The organism is Microcystis aeruginosa FD4 (assembly GCF_009792235.1).
GTDB lineage: Bacteria > Cyanobacteriota > Cyanobacteriia > Cyanobacteriales > Microcystaceae > Microcystis > Microcystis viridis.
This window is the reverse complement of sequence record NZ_CP046973.1, coordinates 795806-820860: the sequence shown is the minus strand read 5'-3', so window position 1 is coordinate 820860 and position 25055 is coordinate 795806. Positions and strand designations below refer to the sequence as shown.

30 protein-coding genes and 2 pseudogenes are annotated in these 25055 nt (G+C 41.9%); 15 read left to right on the top strand and 17 right to left on the bottom strand.

Annotated features, from left to right (window positions below; genetic code table 11):
- The first annotated feature begins 2 nt into the window (after window positions 1–2).
- Both GQR42_RS04275 and GQR42_RS04270 read left to right on the top strand, forming a co-directional pair.
- The gene (locus GQR42_RS04275; protein ID WP_158199029.1) at window positions 3–1028 is read left to right on the top strand and encodes a dihydroorotate dehydrogenase-like protein; all 1026 of its coding nucleotides are present in this window, start codon (window positions 3–5) and stop codon (window positions 1026–1028) included.
- A gap of 268 nt (window positions 1029–1296) precedes the next feature.
- A complete protein-coding gene (locus tag GQR42_RS04270) occupies window positions 1297–2511 on the top strand; it encodes an ATP-dependent 6-phosphofructokinase (RefSeq protein ID WP_158199028.1) in 1215 nt (404 codons plus the stop codon).
- 485 nt (window positions 2512–2996) lie between these two features.
- Here the strand turns inward: GQR42_RS04270 and GQR42_RS04265 are convergent, their stop codons facing one another.
- The 9 genes and pseudogenes from GQR42_RS04265 to GQR42_RS04225 all read right to left on the bottom strand — a co-directional run bounded on the left by GQR42_RS04265 (window position 2997) and on the right by GQR42_RS04225 (window position 7368).
- Window positions 2997–3287 carry a hypothetical protein gene (locus GQR42_RS04265; RefSeq protein ID WP_199273266.1) on the bottom strand — a complete coding sequence of 97 codons (291 nt, stop codon included), beginning with the start codon at window positions 3285–3287 and terminating at the stop codon, window positions 2997–2999.
- Complete coding sequence (locus tag GQR42_RS04260) at window positions 3275–3502, bottom strand: hypothetical protein (RefSeq protein WP_052277900.1); 228 nt, start codon at window positions 3500–3502, stop codon at window positions 3275–3277. Before GQR42_RS04260 ends, GQR42_RS04265 begins: the two co-directional genes overlap by 13 nt.
- Before the next feature lie 86 nt (window positions 3503–3588).
- The gene (locus tag GQR42_RS04255) at window positions 3589–3786 is read right to left on the bottom strand and encodes a hypothetical protein (protein WP_002797026.1); all 198 of its coding nucleotides are present in this window, start codon (window positions 3784–3786) and stop codon (window positions 3589–3591) included.
- 241 nt (window positions 3787–4027) lie between these two features.
- A complete protein-coding gene (locus GQR42_RS27430) occupies window positions 4028–4285 on the bottom strand; it encodes a hypothetical protein (protein ID WP_233271261.1) in 258 nt (85 codons plus the stop codon).
- 172 nt (window positions 4286–4457) lie between these two features.
- A pseudogene (locus GQR42_RS04245) lies at window positions 4458–5156 on the bottom strand (IS1 family transposase); the annotation flags it as partial.
- Between the two features lie 251 nt (window positions 5157–5407).
- Window positions 5408–5614, bottom strand: coding sequence for a hypothetical protein (locus GQR42_RS04240; RefSeq protein WP_158199026.1), 207 nt, complete (start codon window positions 5612–5614; stop codon window positions 5408–5410).
- 113 nt (window positions 5615–5727) lie between these two features.
- Window positions 5728–5952 (bottom strand): annotated as a pseudogene (locus tag GQR42_RS04235) (hypothetical protein); the annotation flags it as partial.
- A gap of 37 nt (window positions 5953–5989) precedes the next feature.
- The gene (locus GQR42_RS04230) at window positions 5990–6289 is read right to left on the bottom strand and encodes a hypothetical protein (protein ID WP_158199025.1); all 300 of its coding nucleotides are present in this window, start codon (window positions 6287–6289) and stop codon (window positions 5990–5992) included.
- Between the two features lie 50 nt (window positions 6290–6339).
- Window positions 6340–7368, bottom strand: coding sequence for a PstS family phosphate ABC transporter substrate-binding protein (locus tag GQR42_RS04225; RefSeq protein ID WP_158199024.1), 1029 nt, complete (start codon window positions 7366–7368; stop codon window positions 6340–6342).
- 175 nt (window positions 7369–7543) lie between these two features.
- Here GQR42_RS04225 and msrB point away from each other — a divergent pair, with 175 nt between their 5' ends.
- The gene (gene msrB / locus GQR42_RS04220; RefSeq protein WP_158199023.1) at window positions 7544–7960 is read left to right on the top strand and encodes a peptide-methionine (R)-S-oxide reductase MsrB; all 417 of its coding nucleotides are present in this window, start codon (window positions 7544–7546) and stop codon (window positions 7958–7960) included.
- A gap of 53 nt (window positions 7961–8013) precedes the next feature.
- On the opposite strand, the gene GQR42_RS04215 is transcribed toward msrB, so the two are convergent.
- The 3 genes from GQR42_RS04215 to GQR42_RS04205 form a co-directional block, all read right to left on the bottom strand.
- Window positions 8014–8217 (bottom strand): phycobilisome linker polypeptide, encoded by a 204-nt coding sequence (locus GQR42_RS04215; RefSeq protein WP_002739162.1) that lies wholly within the window; start codon window positions 8215–8217, stop codon window positions 8014–8016.
- A gap of 189 nt (window positions 8218–8406) precedes the next feature.
- Window positions 8407–8892 (bottom strand): allophycocyanin subunit beta, encoded by a 486-nt coding sequence (apcB, locus tag GQR42_RS04210; protein WP_158199022.1) that lies wholly within the window; start codon window positions 8890–8892, stop codon window positions 8407–8409.
- A 79-nt stretch (window positions 8893–8971) separates the two neighbouring features.
- Window positions 8972–9457 (bottom strand): allophycocyanin subunit alpha, encoded by a 486-nt coding sequence (locus GQR42_RS04205; protein WP_002744263.1) that lies wholly within the window; start codon window positions 9455–9457, stop codon window positions 8972–8974.
- 220 nt (window positions 9458–9677) lie between these two features.
- On the opposite strand from GQR42_RS04205, the gene GQR42_RS04200 reads away from it, so the two are divergent.
- Window positions 9678–9839 carry a hypothetical protein gene (locus tag GQR42_RS04200; RefSeq protein ID WP_158199021.1) on the top strand — a complete coding sequence of 54 codons (162 nt, stop codon included), beginning with the start codon at window positions 9678–9680 and terminating at the stop codon, window positions 9837–9839.
- 100 nt (window positions 9840–9939) lie between these two features.
- On the opposite strand, the gene ruvA is transcribed toward GQR42_RS04200, so the two are convergent.
- The gene (ruvA, locus tag GQR42_RS04195; RefSeq protein ID WP_158199020.1) at window positions 9940–10569 is read right to left on the bottom strand and encodes a Holliday junction branch migration protein RuvA; all 630 of its coding nucleotides are present in this window, start codon (window positions 10567–10569) and stop codon (window positions 9940–9942) included.
- 63 nt (window positions 10570–10632) lie between these two features.
- Here ruvA and GQR42_RS04190 point away from each other — a divergent pair, with 63 nt between their 5' ends.
- The gene (locus GQR42_RS04190; protein WP_158199019.1) at window positions 10633–11862 is read left to right on the top strand and encodes a site-2 protease family protein; all 1230 of its coding nucleotides are present in this window, start codon (window positions 10633–10635) and stop codon (window positions 11860–11862) included.
- A 285-nt stretch (window positions 11863–12147) separates the two neighbouring features.
- Here GQR42_RS04190 and GQR42_RS04185 read toward each other — a convergent pair whose 3' ends face one another.
- Entirely contained in the window at window positions 12148–13296 is a 1149-nt protein-coding gene (locus GQR42_RS04185; RefSeq protein ID WP_158199018.1) for a substrate-binding domain-containing protein, read from the bottom strand.
- A 287-nt stretch (window positions 13297–13583) separates the two neighbouring features.
- Between GQR42_RS04185 and GQR42_RS04180 the strand changes: the two genes are divergently transcribed.
- The gene (locus tag GQR42_RS04180) at window positions 13584–14609 is read left to right on the top strand and encodes a cyanophycinase (RefSeq protein WP_158199017.1); all 1026 of its coding nucleotides are present in this window, start codon (window positions 13584–13586) and stop codon (window positions 14607–14609) included.
- A 77-nt stretch (window positions 14610–14686) separates the two neighbouring features.
- A complete protein-coding gene (locus GQR42_RS04175; RefSeq protein ID WP_158199016.1) occupies window positions 14687–15289 on the top strand; it encodes a chromophore lyase CpcT/CpeT in 603 nt (200 codons plus the stop codon).
- 10 nt (window positions 15290–15299) lie between these two features.
- Here GQR42_RS04175 and GQR42_RS27425 read toward each other — a convergent pair whose 3' ends face one another.
- Window positions 15300–15473, bottom strand: a complete 174-nt coding sequence (locus tag GQR42_RS27425; protein ID WP_199273264.1) for a hypothetical protein — start codon at window positions 15471–15473, stop codon at window positions 15300–15302.
- Between the two features lie 153 nt (window positions 15474–15626).
- Between GQR42_RS27425 and GQR42_RS04170 the strand changes: the two genes are divergently transcribed.
- The gene (locus tag GQR42_RS04170) at window positions 15627–15995 is read left to right on the top strand and encodes a hypothetical protein (protein ID WP_158202378.1); all 369 of its coding nucleotides are present in this window, start codon (window positions 15627–15629) and stop codon (window positions 15993–15995) included.
- Between the two features lie 43 nt (window positions 15996–16038).
- The gene (locus tag GQR42_RS04165) at window positions 16039–17850 is read left to right on the top strand and encodes a sodium:solute symporter family protein (RefSeq protein ID WP_158199015.1); all 1812 of its coding nucleotides are present in this window, start codon (window positions 16039–16041) and stop codon (window positions 17848–17850) included.
- Between the two features lie 428 nt (window positions 17851–18278).
- Here the strand turns inward: GQR42_RS04165 and cynS are convergent, their stop codons facing one another.
- Window positions 18279–18716: a cyanase gene (cynS, locus tag GQR42_RS04160; RefSeq protein ID WP_158199014.1), complete on the bottom strand. Its 438-nt coding sequence runs from the start codon at window positions 18714–18716 to the stop codon at window positions 18279–18281.
- A gap of 186 nt (window positions 18717–18902) precedes the next feature.
- On the opposite strand from cynS, the gene psbA reads away from it, so the two are divergent.
- From psbA to GQR42_RS04130, 6 genes are all read left to right on the top strand, one after another.
- Window positions 18903–19985: a photosystem II q(b) protein gene (psbA, locus tag GQR42_RS04155; RefSeq protein ID WP_012264511.1), complete on the top strand. Its 1083-nt coding sequence runs from the start codon at window positions 18903–18905 to the stop codon at window positions 19983–19985.
- A 118-nt stretch (window positions 19986–20103) separates the two neighbouring features.
- Window positions 20104–20523, top strand: a complete 420-nt coding sequence (locus GQR42_RS04150; RefSeq protein ID WP_158199013.1) for a XisH family protein — start codon at window positions 20104–20106, stop codon at window positions 20521–20523.
- The gene (locus GQR42_RS04145; protein ID WP_158199012.1) at window positions 20508–20867 is read left to right on the top strand and encodes a XisI protein; all 360 of its coding nucleotides are present in this window, start codon (window positions 20508–20510) and stop codon (window positions 20865–20867) included. The genes GQR42_RS04150 and GQR42_RS04145 overlap by 16 nt, the downstream gene beginning before the upstream one ends.
- 155 nt (window positions 20868–21022) lie before the next feature.
- On the top strand, window positions 21023–21967 hold the full coding sequence (locus tag GQR42_RS04140) for an HNH endonuclease (RefSeq protein ID WP_158199011.1): 945 nt from the start codon (window positions 21023–21025) through the stop codon (window positions 21965–21967).
- A gap of 4 nt (window positions 21968–21971) precedes the next feature.
- The gene (gene dndC / locus GQR42_RS04135; protein WP_158199010.1) at window positions 21972–23624 is read left to right on the top strand and encodes a DNA phosphorothioation system sulfurtransferase DndC; all 1653 of its coding nucleotides are present in this window, start codon (window positions 21972–21974) and stop codon (window positions 23622–23624) included.
- Between the two features lie 70 nt (window positions 23625–23694).
- Window positions 23695–24387: a M15 family metallopeptidase gene (locus GQR42_RS04130; protein ID WP_158202377.1), complete on the top strand. Its 693-nt coding sequence runs from the start codon at window positions 23695–23697 to the stop codon at window positions 24385–24387.
- Between the two features lie 256 nt (window positions 24388–24643).
- Here the strand turns inward: GQR42_RS04130 and GQR42_RS04125 are convergent, their stop codons facing one another.
- Window positions 24644–25048 (bottom strand): response regulator, encoded by a 405-nt coding sequence (locus GQR42_RS04125; protein ID WP_158199009.1) that lies wholly within the window; start codon window positions 25046–25048, stop codon window positions 24644–24646.
- Between the last annotated feature and the right edge of the window lie 7 nt (window positions 25049–25055).

Genomic DNA, 25055 nt, shown 5'->3' with positions numbered 1-25055 from the left:
TTATGAATCTACACACTACCTACATGGGTTTACAATTGCGATCGCCGCTAGTCATCGGTGCGGCCGCACCCTTGAGCGAGGATATCGACAATATCAAGAGAATGGAAGACTTTGGAGCCGCTGCCGTGGTTCTACACTCCTTTTTTGAGGAGCAGATTAAACAGGAAAGACTGGCTCTACACCATCATTTTACCCACGGAGCCGAGAGTTTTGCGGAAGCTTTGACTTATTTTCCCGAACCGGAGGTTTTTCACGTTGGTTCCGACGAATATCTTAACCATATTCGCAAAGCCAAAGAAATGGTCGATATTCCGATTATTGCCAGTCTCAACGGTGAGACCTCTGGGGGATGGTTGGAGTATGCCATTCAAATTCAACAAGCGGGCGCTGATGCTTTGGAGTTGAATATTTATTATGTTCCCAACGACCTAGAATTAACCGGAAATCACGTCGAACAAAACTATGTTGATATCCTCAAAATTGTCAAATCGGAGGTATCAATTCCCGTCTCGATGAAGTTAAGTCCCTACTTTAGCAATACGGCCAATATGGCTAAACAATTAGCGGAAGCGGGGGCCGATGGGTTGGTATTATTTAACCGTTTCTATCAGCCGGATATCGACTTAGAAACCTTAGATGTTCACCCCAATATTATCCTCAGTAATCCCCAAGCAATGCGTTTACCCCTGCGCTGGATTGCCATGCTTTACGGTCGTGTACCGACGGATTTTGCCGCTACCAGTGGTATTCATAACGCCATCGACGTGATCAAAATGATGATGGTGGGGGCAAAAGCGACCATGTTAGTTAGTGTTTTATTACGCCACGGTTTGGAGGAAATTACCAAGATCGAACAGGGTTTATTGCATTGGTTGGAAGAAAATGAGTATGAATCGATCGAGCAGTTAATTGGCAGTATGAGTCAAATGAATTGCCCAGATCCGAGCGCTTTTGAACGGGTACAGTATATGAAAGCTCTGCAAAGTTACGAACCTGTTTGGAAACGTTTTCAAACCACCAGCAAATAAAAGTGGGGAGTGGGGAGCTTTTTTCAGTGATCAGTAAACAGTAATCAGTAAACAGTAATCAGTAATCAGTGAACTGATAACTTAAGTAGGTAGGCGTTAAAAATTATCAGACACCCCCCTTATCAAGGGGGGATTAAGGGGGGATCGAACCTAAAATCCATTTTTAATTTAATTATAACCAGCTACTTAACTGAAACCTGAAAACTAACATCTGATAACTGATAACTGATAACTGGTAACTGACAAAAAAATCCTGGAGGATATAACCATGAACGAGAATCAAAGGAAAAAAATTGGTATTCTGACCAGTGGTGGCGATTGCCCGGGGTTAAATGCGGTAATTCGTGCCGTGGTAAAAGCATCAAAACTAAAGGGTTGGGATGTGTACGGCATTCCCTACGGGACCGACGGTTTTATGCAGATTGCCGAGGGAAAATATCACCCCCAAGATTTGATCCTGACTCACCATGGCTATAACCTGCCAGGGGTCTTGAAAGGATTAGACGTTTTGCAGTTCCTTAGTGGTAGTATCTTGGGTTCTTTGAGCAAAGGACATCCCGAAAACCCAGAAATTGCCACGAAAATCCTGCAAGGATACGAAATGCTGGGATTAGATGCCCTGATCGTCGTCGGGGGCGATGGGAGCATCGATATCATCTACGATCTCGCCCAGAAGGGCAATTGGAATATTATCGCGGTTCCCAAAACCATCGATAATGATGTTCCCTATACGGAATGGTCCGTCGGTTTTACCACTGCCGTCGATATCGTCACCCAAGCTTTGTATGATCTCACCTTTACCGCCGCTAGTCACGAAAGGGTGATGATTGTGCAGGTGATGGGTAGAGATGCTGGTCATTTAGCCCTTCATGCCGGGATTGCCGGGGGAGCCGATGCGATTTTTATTCCCGAATTAACCCCTGCTCTCACTCCCGAAATTATCGACGGTTGTTGTCGTCATTTGGCACAATTGCGCGCTCAAGGTCGTCAATTCGCTCTCATTGTCATTTCTGAGGGGGTTAAAAACGAAGATAACCAAAAAGAGAAGTATATTGGCGATTATTTAGAAAAATTAATAGTTGACAAAACTCGCTCTTTATGCGTTACCGATCCCGTCTTCTGTTACCTCAATTCCATGGATGTGCGGGCCATGTCCTTGGGACACCTGCAAAGAAGTCGTCCTCCTTTGGCCATGGATCGACTCTTAGCCACGGCTTTTGGCATTAAGGCCGTAGAATTAATTGAAAAGGGAAAACTCGATCGCGTGGTGATTTGGCGCGGGGGACAAGTGCGTAGTTTGCCCCTGAAACCGGTGATCAAAATTATCAAAAAATGTCATCAAGAGAATCGCTGTGCCTATCCCGTGGATCCCCATGGTTTTATCGTGAAAACAGCCCGTTCTTTGGGAATTTACCTAGGAGAAAATACCACGACCACGACCGAGACGGCAGTAGTTCCGCAAGCTGTGGAGGTGTTAGTTTAGTTATAATAAAGCGAGAAGGGTTGCTCATACCTTCTCGCTTTGTTAATTGGTTAAGATTAGGTATTTCTAAACGCTACAATTACGGAAGATAATGACAGCTACTGTCGAAATAAAGAAAATTTTTCAAAGAGTGTAATTAATTTTCTAAGCATAAACTTTTATCATTATAAACCCGAACTATATATCCTTCTTAACCCGACGAATCAAATTCTTTTCTGTCAAATTTGTGGCTTTTCTCGCGAAACAGGTGCAAGATTTTGAGAGAATCGTCGTTCAAAACCTTGCGTCTTCATCGGCCCGCGTCCTGTAGGGGCGAAGCATTCGGGCAATAACCTATCGGTGAAACCAGAGATTTTCTATCCGAATGCTTCGCCCTTACTTTTTCAGCAAACCCTACATAAAGACTTCTACTATCAGTAATGAGGTTATAAGATTGAACTATTGGACAAGCTTCAAGGAGATTTATAATCTCTTGAAAATAGTCATTAATCAACAAATTCTATCTCCTCAATTTCTTCTTTATCTTGCAGTAAAGCTTCTAGCATCCAAGCTTCTCCCATCCATTCATCAAAGTCTAAGGTATGCTGCAATTGATTGTTTTCAAATCGTCTGAGAAATTCTTGTGTCTGCATTTGATACCTATTTTCAAAAAAAGTTATTCGTTCTTGGGTGCGCTTAATTCCTTCTTGAAGTTCTCGCAGTCTTTCGGTTAATGCGTCTTCAATAAATTTTTTTAAGGAGTTTAGATGCTTGGATTTAAGTTTTACTTCAGCCATAATGCTTCCGAGTTGATAATCGCTGCTGTTTGCCATTCGTCAGTCCATCCTAATTCTAGTTCATCTACTGCTAAAAAAGCTTGGGCGAGTTCTTCTGCTTCTTGTTGTTGTCGCCATTGTTGTAAAATTGAGGCGATGAAAATGCTTTTATCTTCTACTTTCTGGTCTAGGTAATTAACCAGTTCATCGGGTAAAGAAATGGAGATTTTAGCCATTGTTATCTCTTTGGGTATTTGATTCCAATGTCTATCGTATCGTGAACTACTTTTCCTTGCCAACTAATTTTCCTTCACTATTAAATTTAATTCTGCTTACTTCTAATCTCCTGAATATCTTGCCAAAAATCGGCTCTTGTCACATTTTTTAAGGTCTGTTGACGTTCTTGAGTATAGTCACCAAAACCCCATCCAGTATCTTGTAAAAAGCGAATAGCATCGACTTGTCCTAATTCTTTGACTAATGCTTGATAGCCTTTTTGTCTTAGCTCAATTGGTGTCATTTTTTTCATCTCCTTGTAATAGCAAAGTTGCCATTAACCAAGTAACAGGATTATCTAATTTTACTTGCAATAATTTACGGCATTTTATGGCTTTTCTAAGTAATCTGTCATCGGTGGTTAGCAATACATCTATTCTAGCATATTCGACGCAAGCGATGTGAAAAGAATCATAAAGATCAAATCCTAAATCTTCTATTTCTTGAGAGCGTTGATCTATTTCATCATTTAAAAGTATTTTACTTTAAGCAATTTCTAATAGTTCTTTAATCCTGTTTAATTTATCCAGATTACTCATTCTTTTTAATTCTGCCTCTATGGTTTCACTACTGACTAATTTCCATTCTCCCAGATAAAACCGCTTGAAAATATCTAGAATGGTTTGTCCTTCTAATCGAATCCTCTCTTGTGTCCAATCATCAAAAGGACGATTCAAACAACAAACATCGAGATAAATTAAGTAAGATTTAGCCATCATTCTTTCTGCATCCCCACACATCATCCTTCTGCAATCAAATCATAGTCTTCATTTAATCATTCTAATCATAGTTTAGACTTCTCCTCACCAATCCCGTCACACAAACCCCTATCCTCCTCCCTAACATCAGAATTAGGATTCTGCAAATGGTGGTGATTCGGTAGTAGTGATGGTGGCTTAATCCTTTGCTTTGCTGTGCATTGTAGTCATGGATAAAATACCAAAGGGTTCCCCAACGTGATTCTCCATTTTTTTAGAGAAAGATAGACTCTGTCTCACCAGTCGATAAATCCTTTGTCGAAAGGTATTATTTAATCTTTCAATAGGATTGGTTTGACCAGTTTCTTTCCCAACCGGTCGATGACGTTTACTGGGAATTACTGTCTTATAGGACTCCCAAAAGTCTGTGTAAGCAACAGCGCATTGCCGGTAAACACCTGGTAAACTGTCCCAAAGTTTTTTGGCTGATTGACGACTCCTATCTCCGCGCATAGCAACCAATAATTTCTCGGGTAGTTCTATCGATAGCTAACCAAATATATACCTTGATTTTCTTGCAAAATACGAATGACCATAACTGATCACATTCTATGATTAATTTGCCTTTAGGTTTGTCTGTAACCTTGACCTGACGAGGGACTTGGCTAAATTTATTATTAACATAATTTTGTAACCATGACCAACTTACTCCAGTTACTCTAGCAATTCCTCGTCAGGAAATTCGTTCGAGCAAGAGTTGATCAATTAATTGTTTGGTTTCGTCAGAGACGGTTTTATTAGTGGGATTGATCACAAACTGACGACCACAATCTTTACACTTACGTTTGGGTTTGCCATTATGTGTAGAACCATTTTTGATGGTATGGCAAGCACCACATTTAGGACAACGAAATATTGAAGCTGGTGAATCTTTTGTTAGAAGATTATGTTCTAAATCTTCATCGCAATCCAACCAAAATTTAATAATCTAAGAGAAGATTTTGATAAAAACAGCAATCATAAAAAGCAAATTCTTGACATTTATCAGGTAATTATTTTTATTAGTCAATATTCTACACAACTCAGGCTAGATAAGCAAGAGAGCTACGCCACTACTATCGGATTACTACCGATTCTCATTCATCAGGTTTGGGTGCTAAAGCGCAACTACGAACTTTTAGGATTGTAAGTAACTGTTTGGCTTGCAGTCCCTCGATTTGAACCAACAACATTTTGAACCCCACCAGAAATATTTATATTATATTTACCTTCTTTTGTCCCTTCTGGCTCTTCTTTTTTCATTACTTCTTGGGCTGCTTTAATAATTTCGTCATCCTCCTTCAGTTCTTTAAGTCCCGCTTGGGAGCATCTCACCTTTGTAACCCCTAAATCAGGTTTTTATGTCAAGCTATTTTGAAAGCCTTGCTAAAAAGCAGTTTTAGGGATAAGTATAATTACTCACTTGCATAAATGAGATGCTCCCGTCCCGCTTCTTCTAACTCATCTTCCAAAAGAGCTTTCGTTTTTTCAGGTTTCTGTTCGTATTTATCTAAAATTGTTGATGAATCTGCTTTTCCTTGCTCTGCAAATTTCTTCTTAATCAACGCTTTTAAACCCTCATAATCATCCTTAACGGCTGTTGCTGCCGTATCCTTAGCAGCAGCCGCCGCACCAGCAGCCAACGCAGCGAGAATTAGAGAAATCGGTTCTATTGCCTGAGACTCCAAATTAGATATTGCTAACTCAATCTTAGATCAAAGCAAAGTATCTGACGCGATTATGACGCAGGTATTGGGCGCGGATGGCTTGCTCGTCGCGGTTGTTGGCTACTACTGCCAGTTGCACATAGGTGGGATAGTAGCGACAGAAGGTGTAAATCCCACTGTCATCTAGGAGCCATTGGGTGAAGATGTCCTGCTTGTTCGGTAAAAATCGTTCGCACCGAGCGATGATTTCGACGGGATAGCCGAAAATCTGGACAAAACTAGGCGTAGCAGTCCTCTGGATGCGCCCAATCAAGCGCACACTCAGCATGAGAAACGTTGTCATGAAAATTACTCAAATTCACTTTAACCTAGATTTGTAGAAGTTGGGTTAAATTATCTTAAGGGAACAAAACCGGCTTTTTCAATTAATTTCTGTCCTTGATCGGTTAATAATAAATCAGCGTAAGCTTCCCCCGCTTGTTCGTCTAATTGACCATTTTGTTTGATAATAACAAAAAGACGACGGGTGATCGGGTATTCTCCCTTTTGAAAAGCTAATTCATTCAGTTGATTACGCTTCTGGGGACATTGGGAAGACGGGATCGAAGGTTCTTGGTAGGGGGCAACTAATTGATTTTCGCTTTTACCAAGGGGTAAAGTTTTAATTCCACACTGGGGAACTACTTCCGGTGCAGAAGCATAGTAAATTCCTCCCAAATTTTGGGAAACTTTTCTAAGAGCAGGAGTCGTGCTATAAACATACTGAATATTATCCCCAAAATCGGCTTTTTCTAAAACCTGATCGATAAAAAATTCCACGGTTCCCCCATCTTCCTTGCGTCGGGAATAGGGAATAATGGCTAAATTAGGCCCGCCCACTTGCCGCCAATTGCTAATTTTTCCTGTATAAATATCTTTTAACTGGGTAATTGTTAGACCGGAAACCGGTAAATCGGGATGAACTGCGATCGCAATTCCATCGATAGCCACGGGAACCTCTTTTAAAGTCAATCCCCGTTGTTGAGCGCGTTGTATTTCCTCATCTTTAAGCGATCGAGATGCTTGGGAAAAAGCCAATTGATTCTCGATTAACATCCGAATACCGCTGCCGGTGCCGGGGGTTCCCGTGGTGGGATCGGTATAGACGAGGCGAAATTTCGGCCAGACTTGCTGGATAATAAAGTCCACTTCCTTACGAATCGGGGCCCAAGTGGTACTTCCCCCGTAGTTAAATAATCCTTCCGGGACATTTTTAACCGCAGCTAACGTTTCGGAAATTTGATTATTCGAGGAGGAAGAATTAGATCGATCATTGAGATTGGGAAAGGTTTTGTTGAGCAACCACCAAGCAATTCCTCCTAAAACTGCCGATGTCACCATAACCGTCAACAGCAGGGGAAGAATTTCATTTTTCTGGGACATAAAATTAGGATCAGGCTTCGGACTACTTTAATGATAATGCCAGCTTTTTTTAATGACCCTAACTTTTACATTAGGAAGGGGTTTCAGACCCAAAATTTCTTCAGACCCAAAATTTCTGGTGAAAAAACCCTAGATCTCGAACTCAGGTTAGACTAAAAAGAGAAGTTTAATCATAATGGCGGTTGTCCTAACTATGGTAGAAAAAGTTCGTAAAACCGAGGCGGAATGGCAGACCCAGCTAACTCCTGAACAGTTCCAAGTTACTCGCAAAAAGGGAACAGAACGGGCTTTTACGGGTAAATATCACGATAATAAAGAAAAAGGTATTTACAAATGTGTCTGCTGTGGTACGGAGTTATTTACTTCTGACAGCAAGTATGATTCGGGTACTGGTTGGCCGAGTTTCTCGACCGCTGCTAACGAAGCTAATATCAAGTACGAACGAGATGTTAGTTTTTTCATGGTGCGGACAGAGATTGTTTGTGCCACCTGTGATGCACATCTTGGTCACGTTTTTAATGATGGTCCACCCCCAACGGGAAAACGCTATTGTCTCAACTCTGCCGCTTTGCAGTTTGAAAAAAATCCCTAAAGCAAAAAGAGGTCTTTCCAGACCTCTTTTTTTTCAGTTCTAGTGGCAGCCAATTACAGTAAACCTGTATTAGTTCCCGGTTTGCCGGTAGCTAACTGCACTTTGACAATTTTGCCGCCCATTTTCATGATGCGTTGTTGCTCACGAAACCAATTATCGTAGGGAACGAGTTTGGTGAAATAGGTATTTTGTAATTCCCGTTGTGTCCGAATGCGGCTTTGACTTGGAACACAAGCGGTGATTTTGAACATCCGCATGGATTGATTTCTCCTAATCGCTGAAAAACTTGTCGCTCAAACTAACGAAGGCTTTTTCCTAAAATAACAAAGGTCGGGAGTCAAGGATCAATACTAGCTCGTCAAAACCTATCTTGGCCAGATTCAGCCTTTAAAGACCTAGCACTCATCCTCGGCTTCCCGAACCTATTTTGTCCGAGTTCGTTACTTCTAGCTTAAGCCAGAGCTAATGTAGTCGAAGTAAATCCCCATTTCTTTACCCGCATCAGCACCAACTAAACTAGCGGTGACTTCTTTCATCGCTTGGATAGCTTGAACGGTGGAGGAGATGGGTACACCTAAAGAGTTGTAGGTTTCTTTCAGGCCGTTGAGAACGCGCTCATCGAGGATAGAAGGATCTCCAGCTAACATAGCGTAGGTAGCATAACGGAGATAGTAGTCGAGGTCACGGATACAAGCGGCGTAACGACGGGTGGTGTACATATTGCCACCGGGACGGGTTACGTCAGAGTATAACAGGGACTTAGCCACAGCTTCTTTAACGATACCGGCAGCGTTGGCGCTAATGACACTAGCGGCGCGCACGCGCAGTTCACCGGTGGCGAAGTAGCCTTTCAGTTTGCCGAGAGCATTAGAGTCAAGGTATTTGCCTTGAACGTCAGCAGAGTTGATAACAGAAGTAATTGCGTCTTGCATGGTGGTTCTTCCTTGAATTTTGCTTAATCTTAAGAGGTTTACGAGGGGTGTGTCTAGAACAATTCACAAAGGAGTTATTCTACGACATAGAGCCGATCACGTAATCGAAGTAGGAAGAAGCTTCAGAAGCATCGTCAGAAGACATAAGACCAGTAGCAACTTCTTTCATTTCGCGAACGCTTTGAGCTACGGCACCGATGTCGGTTCCTAAAGATTTGTACATTTCACGCACACCGACCAAACCGATTTCTTCAATCGGGGTGACATCACCAGCAACTACTCCGTAGGTGATTAAACGTAGGTAGTAGTCCATGTCACGCAGACAGGTGGCGGTCATTTCTTCGCCGTAAGCGTTGCCACCGGGGGAAACGATGTCAGGACGTTTTTGGAATAAGCGATCGCCAGCTTGCTTGACGATGGTTTCGCGAGCGCCAGTCAGGGTTTCAGCGATGCGTAAACGAGCGGCACCACTGGTAACGAAGGCTTTAATTCTGTCTAGTTCGCCGGGGCTGAGGTAACGAGCTTCAGCATCAGCATTCACGATCGATTTCGTGACGATACTCATTGATGGATTCCTCCCAACTAAGTGAGATTAATAAACTTAATCTGACATTTTATAGCAGTTGTGGTCACTACGCTCAAGTTATCTCGTTTCCGCCTTAGCGTCTCAAGACTTCCCTAGCTAGAGCGACCTAACGCAACTATTTTGCGGCATCTGGTTCACCTTCTCACTATTTTTGTAATACTTTTTAACATTTGCCCGAAGAAGGAAGCTCCGGAGTGGGGTGTGGGGTGTGGGGTGTGGGGTGTGGGGTGTGGGGAGGTGGGGAAGTGGGGTGATGGGGAAGTGGGGTGATGGGGAAAGTGGGGAGACCACTTCGTGCGCGTTCGTTGCGGGGGAGAAGTGGGAAGGTGGGGGAATTTCAACTAATACCCTAAAACCCTAAAACCCCAAAACCCCAAAACCCCAAAACCCTAAACCCCTAAATCCCTATCACCCCATCACCCTATCTATCGACTCCTGACTCCTGACTCCTGAAGACTGGTTTACCCTAGCCAATTAATTGCGCCTTTAATCCAGTCTTCTGGCTGAGTATTTTTACTAAATAAAGCATCTTGACTGAGGACTGCCATAGCTCGATCGATCTCCTCTCGGCTGTATCCTAAAGCTAAAAGGGTCATCTGCACATCTTCGAGGATTTCCGCTGCCGGTAGTATTGCCGTGGTTGTCGTCGTCGCTTCTTTTAGCTGTCGCCATGCTGCCAATTTAGTTTTTAACTCCAAAGCGATTCTTTCTGCTGTTTTTAAGCCTACTCCGGGGGTTTTGCTCAAAATTTTGGTATTTCCTGTCACTATCGCCACCACAAGTTCCTCAATCCCCAAGGTATCGATTAAAGCTAGGGCTAATTGCGCCCCAACTCCATTGACGGAAAGCAGTTGACGAAACAGATCTCGCTCTGGGGCAGTGCCAAAACCGTACAATAAAGGCTGCTCCTCGCGAAGGAGTAGGTGAGTAAAAATCTGACGACTATCATTGTTATCTTTGCCGATGTCTAGGGCTAATCGCGAGGGAATTTGGATTTCGTAACCGATCTGGTTTACGTCTAAAATCAAGATCAGTCGGTTATTAGGGGTTTTGATCACCTCGATCGCTTGTCCCCGTAAATAATTAATCATTGATTTAATTCTCCTACGAAAATAACCGAACCACAGCGATGACGGTTTTTACTCCCTGAAAGAATGCCGGGGAGATTTTCAGTTTTGTTACAATTGTTAACAGAAGTGAATGGCGTAATTGATAACCTAATCTTCTTGGCGTTAGTCCCCCATAATTGGAGAAGATACAAAATGAATGGCAACATTAGAGTCGGGAATCTCTTTGGAATTCCCTTTTATATTAATCCTTCTTGGTTCTTCGTTCTGGGGTTAATTACCTTAACCTATGGAGGAGAGTTAAGTCAGTTTCCCCAGTTGACAGGAATCATGCCCTGGCTATTGGGATTTTTTGCTGCTATTCTCCTATTTGCCTCCGTGGTTGCCCACGAATTAGGTCATAGTTTTGTTGCCATCGCCCAAGGTATTGAAGTCAAATCAATTACCCTGTTTTTATTCGGTGGGTTGGCAACTCTCGGCAGAGAATCGAAAACTCCTCTGGAAGCTTTTCTAGTAGCAATTGCTGGCCCTTTAGTTAGTTTACTGCTCTTCGGTATCTTCCTAATTATTGGTTCCAATATTAGTTTAAATGCGCCCATGGCGGCGATTCTTTCGCTGCTTGCCTATATCAACCTCGCCCTAGGGCTATTTAACCTGATCCCCGGTTTACCTTTAGATGGTGGTAATATCCTTAAAGCCATTGTTTGGCAAGTAACGGGCAATCCCAATAAAGGGGTTTTATTCGCTAGTCGTTTCGGTCAATTTTTTGGTTGGTTAGCGATTGTCATCGGTGCGCTATCAATTCTCGGAATCAGTCAATTTGGCAGTTTTTGGACGCTATTAATTGGCATTTTCCTCCTACAAAATGCCGGCTTTTCCGCTCAATCAGCTAAGGTTCAAGATTTCCTAAGTCGCTACACCGCTAAAGATGTTATCTCTCCTAATAGTCCTGTAGTGCCGATTAATTTAACCCTGCGAGAGTTTGCTAATAATTATGTTATCGGTAAACAACAATGGTCTAAATTCTTAGTTACCGATAGCGAAGGTAAACTATTAGGAGTGATTAATGTAGAGGCTCTGAAAACGATTCCCACTTCCCAATGGACAGAGGTAAATATCGGCCGGTTATTACAAACTAGCGAAAGTCTCAAACTGGTTTTGTCTCATACTTCCCTCCTAGATGTGGTGAAAATTTTGGAAGGAGAAAATTTATCTCAAGTGACAGTGGTAGAAGAAAACGGCACGGTTTTGGGATTAATTGAGAAAGCTTCTATCCTTAATTTTCTCGCCCAAGAAACCCAAAGTCAAGCCGCTTAATCAGTTATCAGTTATCAGTTATCAGTTATCAGTTATCAGTTATCAGTTATCAGTTATCAGTTATCAGTTATCAGTTATCAGTTATCAGTTAAGTAGGTGGGTGGAATTAAATATAAGATGAACGTAGGTTGGGTTGAAGTATGAAACCCAACGCCCGCATGGGTTACGAAGTGCGCTAACCCATCCTACAAATAATTGTGCCTCCCTACTTATCAGCTAGAATCAGTTAGGTAAATGTAATTTTCACCTCAATATTCTCGCAGAATTTTGTCTAGTATCTCCTGACTATACTAACTTTCGCATTGCTTGCCATAATTGCTGGTATTCTTGCTCGGTTGCTGGGGATAAAGGGTTTAAAAAATCGCTTTTTTTGATCGCTTCTGGATTGACAAGTAAAGGATTATTTTTAATATCTGGGGGAATTTGGTCGGGATTTTGAGTGAGAATTAGGGGTGATAATCCGGAGGTAAATAAAGAAATTTTAGTGGCGGATTCTGGTTGCCAACAAAAATCAATCCATTGCTCCACAAGAGAATTAGGAGTAGTTAAAACTGGTTTTACCCACACATCTGACCAGAGAGAAGTCCCAGATTTGGGGACAACAACTTTAATTTTATTATAGCGATCGCTCACTGGTAAAATATCATTAGACCAACCCACAGATAGCCAGATATCTCCGAGTATCAGGGGTTGTAAATAATGTTGAGAACTATAAAATCTTACCTGTTTTTGTAAAGCAAATAGCTGGTCTTTTAGTCCCATTACTTGTTTTAAATCACTAGAGTTATAAGAATAACCCAATTTTTTTAGGGTTAAACCGATGACTTCGCGACGATTATCAATTAGGGCAATTTTACCGGTTAATTCCGGTCGCCATAGATCAGACCAATCCTGTGGCCGCCAGTCAAATTGAGCGAATTTTTCCTCATTATAGGCAATTACTGTCATTCCCCAACGGTAGGGCGCAGCCCAGACTTTCCCCTCTGTTTGCGGTTGTCCTTGGACATTGCGAGTCATATTTTCTTGCCAACGGGGGGGCAGTTTTGACCAATTAGAGAGTTGAGAAGTATCTAGGGGTTGAATTAAACCGTTGCTAATCGCTTTTCCTAGCCAAGCATCCCCTAGGGTGACTAAATTACCGATAGCTGGTTTTTGTTCCGTAAAAGGGATAGGAATCGAAAATTGTGAGGCTGGTTGCTCCTGATTTTTTAACCATTTTTCCAACAATTTTAATAGCTCTTTCAGCTGCCTTTCCGACTGAAAATTTACTTTTTTTTCGGCAATAGTTTTCCGAAAGTCTGTTAGTAATCGCGGCGGAATCGAACCAGATAGGAGAAAAATGCTCGGATCGCCGCTTCCAGAAGCGCAGCCACTTAAACCTCCTGCTAAGGCGATTGTACCTAATCCTTGCAAAAAAGAACGTCTCTTTAACATATCGCCCGCCGATTCTCAACTTCAACAGTAATAATTGCCAGTTTCTAGCCTTGAATTATTATACAGCCTTTCCCCTAAAGATGAAGTGTAACCTAATTTGGTATCGACCACTGGCGACTGGCCTCCAATAGGACGATTTTTAACAGAATGTCAACTAGGTAGTTTTGCCGCTACCGATTTCAGCTATAGAGCAGCTTTGTTGTTAACTTTTATGGTAGAAAACTCTGATTTTGTCCTAGTTAAAGCTAGGATAGAAAGAGTAAGCTCAGGAGCGAGGGTACAAGACTATGTTCGACAATAATGACCAAGGTTTTCGTTATTCTTGTCGTTGTGGACAAGCCAATTTTCAGTCGGTAAAACATCAATCGGGTATTTTATTAATCGGGGGAGCGGAAGGAGGTAAATTAGGAGAAGATCAGGCGACAAAATGGTTATTGAATCGAGCTAAAGGCGGTAATTACTTAGTGTTGCGCTTTGGCAATCTTGGCGGTCAAGCTGATTGGATTTGCGACAATTATCGCTCCCTGATCAACTCGGCGGCGGAACTATCAATTGATAGTCGTGAAGCGGCGAATCATCCTGATGTTATCGAATATATTCGTAATGCCGATATTCTTTTTTTTGCCGGTGGTGATCAAAATCAGTACGAGGATTTGTGGGAAAGCACAAAGGTGGAAACAGCGATCAATTATCTGATCAATGAGAAAAAAGTTCCCGTGGCGGGAACCAGCGCAGGAATGGCTATTCTGGGGGATTTTTACTATGCGCCTGCTCACGAAGGGGTACTGAGTTCGGAAATATTAAATAATCCCTTTCACTTCAACACTAAAGACTTCTATCGTAGTGATTTTATTCGGGTTCCTTTTCTCAAAAAAGTCGTGACAGATACCCATTTGGATCGACTCAATCAAGATCATCCCGAAACAAGATATGGTCGCCTTTTTGGTTTTTTAGCCCGCAATGTACACGATAATCACAATCAACTACCTGCCTACGCTATCGGTTTAGAAGAAGGTGCTTTTCTGGCGATCGATGAGCAGGGTATCGCCAAAGTCTACGGCAACGGCACCGATAAGGGACAAGATGCCTATTTTCTGCAAACTAACGGGACTCTACCCGAACAGATAGAACCGGATCGGCCTTTAATCTGGAATAATAACGGTCAAGCGGTGAAAGTCTATCGCATCGCAGGAATTCCCTCGGGCAGCGGTAAATTTGACCTCAAGGATTGGTCTAGTGCTGCTGGCGGTCGCTGGGAATATTGGTACACTAAAGGGGGAATAGCGGGGTTTAAGCGGGTTCCAATAGCCTGAAGGTCATTTTTGTCAAAAAAGTGGGTTCTCTGGGTGTTAGGATTAATTTTGCGGCAATAAGGAGAATTTTTTGAGCTATGACCCCTGAATTAATCACTTTTGGTCGGTATCTCGCGGGTGAATTTGAAAATCAACGGCAAGCGCAAGCAGAACCGGTGTGGTACGTTCACCTGCGTTTATGGTTGCGTCCGCTGTCTTTATTTCGGGAAGACAGCATCGCTCTTTTTGCCGAACAGGCCAGTATGATCAATTTAGACCAACCCTACCGACCGCGACTGTGGCGATTAACGCGCTCGGAATCGGGAGGGTTAGAGGTTAGGCACTATATGTTTAATGACCTGAAATCCGTGCAAGGTGCGGGCAAAAATCCCGATATTTTGCGAAAAATTAGCTTAGAAGACCTAACTTTCCTGCCTACTTGCACTTTAGCGGTCAAAGTCCATACTCTCGCTGATAATCAATACCAGTTTATCGCCCAACCGCAACCGGAACAGCGCTGTCAATTCACCTATGAGGGTACAACCTATCAGGTGGCTTTAGGTTTCGAGGTGACGAGTCATAGCCTAAAAACCTACGATAAAGGTCTAGATCCCGGCACTGGTAAGGGAATTTGGGGCGCTCTGCTCGGTCCCTATCAATACGAGAAAAAACGGGATTTTTCGGCAGAATTGGAGGTGTGAGGAAGATTGATCAGATTAGGTCAAAATGACGGCAGATAACACCGCAAACAGCCGCTAAAGCGGTAATTCCTAAAGCTGTACCGATGTCTTGTCCTTGATTGACGGCAAAAGAAGTGACGATTCCCGCACCTAAACCGGCTGTGATTGCCGCTCCGAGAAAATCTTTATCTGAGTTTTTATACATAGAGATCAGGCCAAATTTCGACAAAATCGTGCTTTTTACCTTATCATCCTCTTTTGAGCAACTAATCACTTGGGGGCGGAATTGCAATCAAGCTTTAGATTTAGCCACGTTTCTTAACATTAAGTTGGGTAAGATAGATAGGGGGTAAAATCGATTAAATTAGCTAAAATCTCTTTTTATGGCTTTTTAGCGCTGATTATCTCCCTTTTGCTAATACTGAGTTTTGTTAATGCCAGCAAGGCCCAATCGGATACGGCGGTAAGATCGGAGTTAATTAGTCTCCGCAATCGAGTCGAGCGCCTTGAAAGTCAGGTCCGAGGAATCACCATCCGCGGGGAAAATGCCGCTCCCATTCCCCGACGGCGATCGGGAACGGGTATAGTAAATGGGGAAGTAGTCGGGGAAACCGACCCACTGTTCCAGCATTTAGCTACTTTAGTAATTGAATTAAAGGAAGATTTAAAAAAGCTGGAGCAACGGGTGCAAATCTTAGAAAAAGAAACCGTTAGCCAGAAATCGTAGTCAATTGATGCTATAACGATCGAAAGTTAAATTGATCCGAACTATGCAGTTAATTGATTATGTAATTGTGCTGCTTTATCTGGCAGGAACCCTAATAATCGGGATTATAGCCGAGAAAAAAGCTTCTCAAGGTCTAGAATCCTACTTTTTAGGTAATCGCAATTTGCCCTGGTGGATGTTAGGGGTGTCGGGAATGGCAGCTAACACCGATTTAGCGGGAACTATGGTCATTTCTGCCCTAATTTACGCCGTCGGCCCCAAAGGACTATTTATCGAAATCCGCGGCGGTGTTGTCCTAATTATGGCCTTTCTCATGGCTTTTATGGGCAAATGGAATCGCCGGGCCCAAGTTATGACCATGGCGGAATGGATGCAATTTCGCTTTGGACCTGGAAAACAGGGAAATTTTGCCCGAATTATTAGCGCCGTCGCCACTCTCTTATTCTCTATCGGTGCGATGAGTTATTTCTCCGTTGCGGGGGGGAAATTTTTAGGGCAGTTTTTGGGTATGGATGATCGTCTTGCTTCGGTGATATTAATTCTTTTAACGTTAATTTATACGGTGGCCAGTGGTTTTTATGGTGGGGTAATTACCGATTTATTTCAAGGGTTTCTGATTTTTGTGGCGGTAATTTATGTATCGACAGTGGCTTTTTTTACTGTTAATCTTCCTGATACTTTTACCGTAGCAATTCCGGGGGCAGCGGAGCCAAAAACTTGGAATTTAAGCGACTGGTCTAGTATTTTTCCCTCCCTGACTTTGGATTTACCCGGAGATTATGCCATCTTTAATTTGTTTGGTGGGGTGATTTTCTTTTATTTAGTTAAAACCATCATCGAAGGTTGCAGCGGCAGCGGTGGTTATATGTTACAACGATACCTAGCCGCCAAAAGCGATCGAGATGCCGGTTTATTATCTTTATTCTGGATTATTCTGCTTTCTTTCCGTTGGCCCCTAGTCACAGCTTTTGCGGTTTTAGGTATTCACTACGGTTTAACCGAAGGCACGATTACAGATCCAGAAAGAATTCTGGCCACGGTGATTACTCAATATATTCCTGTGGGGATGAAAGGGTTATTAATTGCTTCTTTTTTGGCAGCAGCTATGTCCACTTTTAACGCAGTTATTAACGCTAGTGCTGCCTATTGGGTAAAAGATATCTATCAAGCTTTTTTGAAACCAAATGCGGGAGAACAGGAGTTAGTTTTTCAAGGTCGTTTAGCCTCGGTTTTTGTGGTCGTAATTGGCTTAGTTTTGAGTTTTAATATCCAAAATGTCAATGATATTTGGGGTTGGTTAACCACGGGATTAGGGGTGGGATTAGCAGTTCCTCTCCTATTACGTTGGTATTGGTGGCGCTTTAATGGTTATGGTTTTGCCGTGGGAACTTTAGCGGGAATGATTGCGGCTATTGCCTCACAAGCGATAATTTTACCTTTCTTTCGCCACAGTCAATATCAGGAACTTATTCTCTTTCTTGTGCCGAGTTTGTTCGCTTTAGCTGGCTGTATTATCGCTACTTTGTTGACTCCTCCTACCGATAGTTTAGTCATGGAAAATTTCTATAATGTTACCCGACCTTTTGGCTTTTGGGGAGAAGTCCGTCACAGTGTTAAACCTAACCTACAGGCAAAAATTAAAGCGGAAAATCAACGGGATATTCTCGCCGCTTTTCTCACCGTTCCTTGGCAATTAGTCCTCTTTATGATGGGGATTGTTTTAATTATCAAGCAGTGGCAAAGTTTGAAGATTTTGGCTTTGGTTTTTCTTTTGCTTTCCATCGGTCTCTATTTTACTTGGTATCGACATTTATCTAAGGAAATTACCGTCACTAAAGACCGAGATTTAGGTTAATCAGTTATCAGTTATCAGTTATCAGATTTGAGTTTTGAGTTTTGAGTTTTGAGTTTTGAGCAGTATGTATTAAGTGAGCCTCATCCTACTGTCTTTTCACTGATTACTGTTTACTGATCACTGATTACTGAAAATGCCAGTTTCCTACTGTCTTTTCACTGATTACTGATTACTGTTTACTGATCACTGAATTAGGAGAGATCCCTTGACTTTGGCGGCGGCTTGGGTTATGATTATTTTATAATGGGATGGTTGTGTCTATTGTGAAGTGCTTAGATTCCCATTATGAATAAAGTCTTTTAAAAATATTATCCCAAAATCTGCCGACAAAAGCAAGGAAAATTTTGCCGTCAATTGTTAAGTTTTGTTAAGAAAAATAGCAAGAGCGGCAAGGAATAGAAATCCCTTACCGTTGACTTTAGCGATACTCACCACTTCTTATAGGGTAAAAACTTACCCGACATGGTAATTTTCACGCGATCGCCTTTAGGGTCTTCCTCCTTATCCACGTCGAGGGTAAAATCGATCGCACTCATAATACCATCGCCGAATTTTTCATGAATCACCGATTTTAGGGGCATTCCATACACCTGCATGATCTCATAGAAACGATAAATCAGGGGGTCAGTGGGGACAACCGGACCCAATCCCTTGACAGGATACTCGGTTAAGGATGCGACGATTTCGGTTTCCAGTCCCAAAGCTGCCACAATTTTCGTTGCTTCTTCTAGGGAGGCGCTCGCTTGCCGGTAAAAAACAGCGGCAATCCAGACCTCATCTCGTCCTAGAATCGCTTCTAGGTCAGCGAAACTCAGTCCTTTTTCCTTCTTCGCTTCCAATAGTTTTGCGGTAATTTCGGGTATCATCGCTTATTTTTGCAGAATTTGTCTGCTTCTAGTTTACCTGAACATCAATTATATAAGGAAAAGTTATGACATTGATAAAAAAACATTTCTTAAAACCCCTTTACATAACTATAAAAAGACGATAGTATTAACTCATGTCAAACAAAGAACCTTGACAACCAAATACATACAGAAATTATCCAACCAATGACCACCACTCTACAACAGCGCGAGAGCGCTTCCCTGTGGGAGCAGTTCTGTCAGTGGATCACCAGCACCAACAACCGCTTATACATCGGTTGGTTCGGTGTGATCATGATCCCCACCCTGCTCACCGCCACCACCTGCTTCATCATCGCCTTTATCGCCGCTCCTCCCGTAGATATCGACGGTATCCGCGAGCCTGTAGCTGGTTCCCTACTCTACGGAAACAACATCATCTCCGGTGCTGTTGTTCCCTCCTCCAACGCGATTGGACTCCACTTCTACCCCATCTGGGAAGCAGCTTCCTTAGATGAGTGGTTATACAACGGTGGTCCCTACCAGTTAGTCATTTTCCACTTCTTACTAGGTGTCTTCTGCTACCTCGGTCGTCAGTGGGAACTGTCTTTCCGTTTAGGAATGCGTCCTTGGATCTGTGTTGCTTACTCTGCACCGGTATCCGCCGCTACTGCTGTATTCTTAATCTATCCCATCGGACAAGGTTCCTTCTCTGATGGTATGCCTTTAGGAATCTCTGGAACCTTCAACTTTATGTTTGTGTTCCAAGCAGAACATAACATTCTCATGCACCCCTTCCATATGTTAGGTGTTGCTGGTGTGTTCGGCGGTTCCTTGTTCAGTGCGATGCACGGTTCCCTAGTAACTTCTTCTTTAGTGCGTGAAACCACGGAAATCGAATCTCAAAACTACGGTTACAAATTCGGTCAAGAAGAAGAAACCTACAATATCGTTGCCGCTCACGGTTACTTCGGACGTTTAATCTTCCAATACGCTTCTTTCAACAATAGCCGTTCTCTGCACTTCTTCTTGGGTGCATGGCCGGTAATCGGTATCTGGTTTACGGCAATGGGTGTTAGCACCATGGCGTTTAACCTCAACGGTTTTAATTTCAACCAGTCGATTCTCGATTCTCAAGGTCGTGTAATCGGTACTTGGGCCGATGTGTTAAACCGCGCTGGTATCGGTATGGAAGTAATGCACGAGCGTAATGCACATAACTTCCCCTTAGACTTAGCTAGTGGTGAACAGGCTCCCGTAGCTCTGATTGCTCCCGCTATCAATGGTTAATTCCTAGTCTGAACGAAAAGGCACTCCCGCGAGGGGGTGCTTTTTTGTTGTTAGAATAAAAAATAGGGTAGTTTGTTTGAGGTTAAATTATGCTACCTTTTTTTTAATATTTAGGAAAATGCCCGCCAAAGATCGCTATCATCAAACAGTCAAAAACGCCCTGATTAAAGATGGATGGACGATTACTAATGATCCTCTGCATTTAAGATGGGGCAACAAGGATATGTATGTTGATTTAGGGGCAGAACGCTTGTTTTCGGCAGAAAAAGAAGGTCAGCGCATCGCCGTTGAAATTAAGACCTTTGGTGGCATATCAGAAATGTTAGCTCTTGAACAAGCTATTGGGCAGTATTTTGTTTATTTGGCGGTTATTGCCGAAACTAAGCCAGAATATCGCTTGTATTTAGCGATTCATAGTATTGTGTTTTTTGATGTCTTTGAGGAACCCCTTGGTCAGCTATTATTGCAAAAATATCAACTATCTCTAATCGTTTTTGATCCCGAACAGGAGGTGATTCTGGAATGGATACACTGTTAAGTGATCGGCAGTTAATTGAACAAATTTTTAACGATTACACCCAGATTCCCTATTCAGATAGTGACGTGATCTTAGAAACGGTATTTGATCGGCAACAAGATCGCTATTTAGTGATGATTTTAGGTAGAGAACCAGTATATGGTCGGCCTTATCGCGCTACCCGTCGGGTTCATGGTTGTTTAATTCATGTTGACATCATTGATGGGAAATTTTGGATTCAACGAGATGGTACTGAGGAAGGAGTCGCTTCCGACCTCCTCAAAGCTGGTATCCCTCCAGAACGCATTGTTTTAGGGTTTCTTAGCCAAGAATTAAGGCAAGATTCCCAATTTGCTATTACTTAGTACATATGTTCTGTAGTGGGCGATCGCTGTTTTGGTGGCTGCGATCGATCATTGAAAATTTAACATAGAACTTGTAGATTTTTCTCTCTCGGTGGGATGTTTTTCTGTATGCTGGTAATAGTTTCCTTTTTTTACCCGCATATCTCCCCCTCCCTATGGTCGATAGTCTTCCCCTACGCAATTTAAAATATTATTGTGAAAGATTCGCCTCTTTGAATGTCAGTAAAAAAAGAGGTAACGCTCAATATAAACCAATTTTACTTTTATCAGTTATCGATCTAATTTCACAGGGATTAATCACGGAAAATAAAATTTTTGTTTCTGATGAATTAATTAATACATTTAATAAATACTGGAATGTTTTATCATCTCAATATGATGGAGGTTTGCATTATCCATTCTTCCATTTACAAAGCGAAGGATTCTGGTATTTAAGATTAAAGCAAGATTTTAATGGGCTACAGCCAAAGTCAATGAACAAACTCAAATTAGCTGTAGAATATGCCTTTTTAGATGAGGAATTATATGATTTGCTTCAAGATAAAAATTATCGTCAAGAATTAATAGACACTTTAATATCAGTATGGTTTTCATCATCTCAAAAAGAAATTAGTGAAATATTGACTATTAATACTAATTTGCAGGATGTAAGTACGGAAGAATTATCAATATTCGATAATGTAGAACAGGAGAAAAAATTCTATCTACGAAAATCTTTAATAAGAAGTGCTTTTTTTCGTAAAGCAGTAGTTTATATATATAATTATCAATGCTCTTTTTGCGGTCTTAAAGTAATTCACTCCTTGACACAAAGTATTGTCGATGGCGCACATATTAAACCCTTTGCTAAATTCTATGATAACCAGATAAACAATGGTTTATCTCTCTGTAAAAATCATCATTGGGCATTTGATCAAGGATTATTCACAATTGATGATCAATACCAAATTATTATCACAAAAGATTTTGAAGAAGTTTCACCGAATGCAAAGTCTATAAAAGATTTTCATGGCAAAAATCTTATACTGCCTGATAATAACGAACATCTGCCTAATCTTGAATCCGTAAAATGGCATAGAGATAATATATTTAAAGGTTAAATTTATGATAAATAATGTTATTTTTGGTGAGCAAACACAGATAAGTATTTTTCCTTCTAGAACCGTTGATGACTTTGTTATAGACATTGAAATAATTACAAAAGAAATTCAAAGTTTATATCTTTCTAACAGTATTCCATTTGTTATAGGTTACTCAGGAGGAAAAGATAGTAGTGCTGTTGTTCAATTAATTTGGAATGCAATCAGCAAGCTTTCCATTGAGGAGCGTCATAAAAAAATTTATGTAATGACTACAGATACTCAAGTTGAAAATCCTCTTGTATCTACTTGGGTTAAGCAATCTTTAGCCAGAATGAAAAATGAAGCTAAAATGCAGCAGATGCCTGTAGAACCTTATTTATTACACCCAGAAATAAAAGATACTTTTTGGGCTTGTTTAATTGGTAAAGGCTATCCTGCACCTCGCCAGGGATTTCGCTGGTGTACTGAAAGACTGAAGATAACACCAACAAATCATTTTATTCGTCAGCAAATTCGAGAAAATGGTGAAGTTATTCTTATGCTTGGTACAAGAAAGGCTGAGAGTAATAAACGTGCTTCAACAATGAATAAATATGAAATTAATAGTTTTCAAGAACAACTTAATCTCAAGGAGAATATTAGTAAACCATTACGCTATAGTGGTAGCCTTCCCAATGCAATTATTTATAGCCCTCTAGAAGATTGGCGTACTGATGAGGTATGGATGTACTTAATGCAGTGGGAAAATCCCTGGGGAGGAGATAACAAAGAATTATTAGCAATGTATCGAGGAGCGACTGCGGATAATGAATGTCCCCTAGTGGTAGATACTTCCACTCCTAGCTGTGGAGATTCGCGCTTAGGTTGTTGGGTGTGTACGATGGTAAATAAAGATAAATCGATGGAGGCAATGATACAGAATGACGAAGAAAAAGAATGGTTACAACCGCTTTTAGACCTTCGTAACGAATTGGATATTTTGGATGATAGAGAGAAACGGGATTTTCGCCGTATCTTTGGGAAAGTGCAATTATTTGAAAGAAACTTAAATGGAGAAATATCGATCGAACCGATACCGGGACCTTATACTAAACAATGGCGAGAATATTGGCTCAGAAGGGTATTAGAGGCTCAGGAGAGCGTGCGTACTAATGCCCCAGAGGAGATGAAAGATATTACCCTAATTACCACGGAGGAACTCAGCGAAATTCGCCGGATTTGGAGGGAAGAAAAGCACGAATTTGATGACCAATTACCGAAGATTTATAAACAAGTGACTGGAGAAACTTTTCAAGATCCGCGGCCGGGGGCGGATAATAATCTTTTAGGGAGTGAAGAATGGGATATTCTCGCGGATATCTGTGCCGAGGACTCCATGCACCTAGAATTATTGGCTAAACTGATCGATACGGAACGTCAATATTTTCTAAAAATCTCTCGCAAGGGTATTTACAAAGACCTAGAAAAATGCTTTGAGTCTAGTTCTCGTAGTAAAGAGGAAGCGATCGAAAATGCTCGTTATGTCTATGATCTAAAGAATGCCGCTCAAAGTGGCAATATTGCCCAGGTGAAAGAACAACTCAAGGAGAGTTTTAGTGAACCGGAAAAAGACCCACAAAAACAGTTAACTTGGGCCAGTATGAAATTCCCTACAACCGTTGAGGAGGAGGAATAACGGATTTATTTTACCCGTAAACTGGCGATCGAGTGGACCATCAAGAAAATTACTGTTTCCCGACGATGCGATGAAACCCTACCAAAAAATTCCTATTCGTGAATGTGGGGAACCCCTAGTACCTATACCCGCAGATAAGTTTGTTATACCTTCTCCCCACGCTTACGAGAAATTAGGAGCTAATTATCGGGGTAAATCTCCCTATTTTTTGCGACAAGGGGTGTTAAATGCTCTGATTGAGGCTCAAAACCGCCTGCAAGTCTATCAACCCAGTTGGAAAATTTTGATTTTTGATGCCTATCGACCGATCGAAGTGCAACAATTTATGGTCGATTATACTTTTCAGACTCTCCTAGACACAAGAGGATTAGCCAAAGAGAAACTATCGGAGGCAGAAAGTCAAGGGATTTTAACAGAAGTTTACACTATTTGGGCAATTCCCAGCGATAATGCCGCCACCCCACCTCCCCATAGTACCGGAGCGGCGATCGATATTACCCTAGTGGATGAGAAGGGACAAGCCATCGACATGGGGGGAGAAATCGATGAAATCGGAGAGCGATCGCATCCCGATCATTATATCGCCGCAAAAAGCCCACGAGAACAGAGTTATCATCAAAAACGAGTTTTATTGGCTAAAGTGATGGAGGAGGCGGGATTTAGCCGACATAAGGGGGAATGGTGGCATTTTTCCCTAGGGGATCAGATGTGGGCCTGGTCGCTCGATCGAGCCTACGCCATCTATGGCAGAGTTGAGGATTAAGTCGGGTTTGCGGCAAAAAGTTTCTTGTGGGGACAGGGTGTGGGGTGTGGGGTGTGGGGTGTAGGTTTTTACCCATTTTCAGGGGGTCAATTACCTAATTTTCAGAGAAAAAGTCCCGGAATTTTCCCCCGATCACTCCCAGATCCGGTACTTTTTGATTGACAAAAGGTCTAAAAGTCTTACCCAACAAGGTTTTTATATTTATTCAGCTAACCCTAGATCAATACTGATATACTAACAAAAGAAGACTCAAAGCTTAGACTGGCTTCTGATCGATGATCGCCAAAATTTGATTAACAAAAGCTTGGTGATCAACCACGGGTTTAGAAATATAACCATCGGCCCGACTCTGCTGGAGAAAATTCTCTCGATCGCCCTCCATAGCGTGAGCGGTGACGAGAATAACAGGTAAATCGGCGGTTTCGGGGTTAGCTTTGAGAATTTGGCTGATTTTAATACCATCTACTGCTTGCCCTTCATAGACACTATGGGAGAGGGCGACATCCATTAAGATCACGTCCGCTTCCTTGTCCCGAGCAATACGAAGCACTTCTTCCACGTCTTCGGTCCCTTTAACCTCTAGACCACCTCGTTTGGTCAAAATTTTGGCAAAAACGCGAAAATTTATCGGGTCGTCTTCTACAATCAAAACAGTCGTCATAGGGATG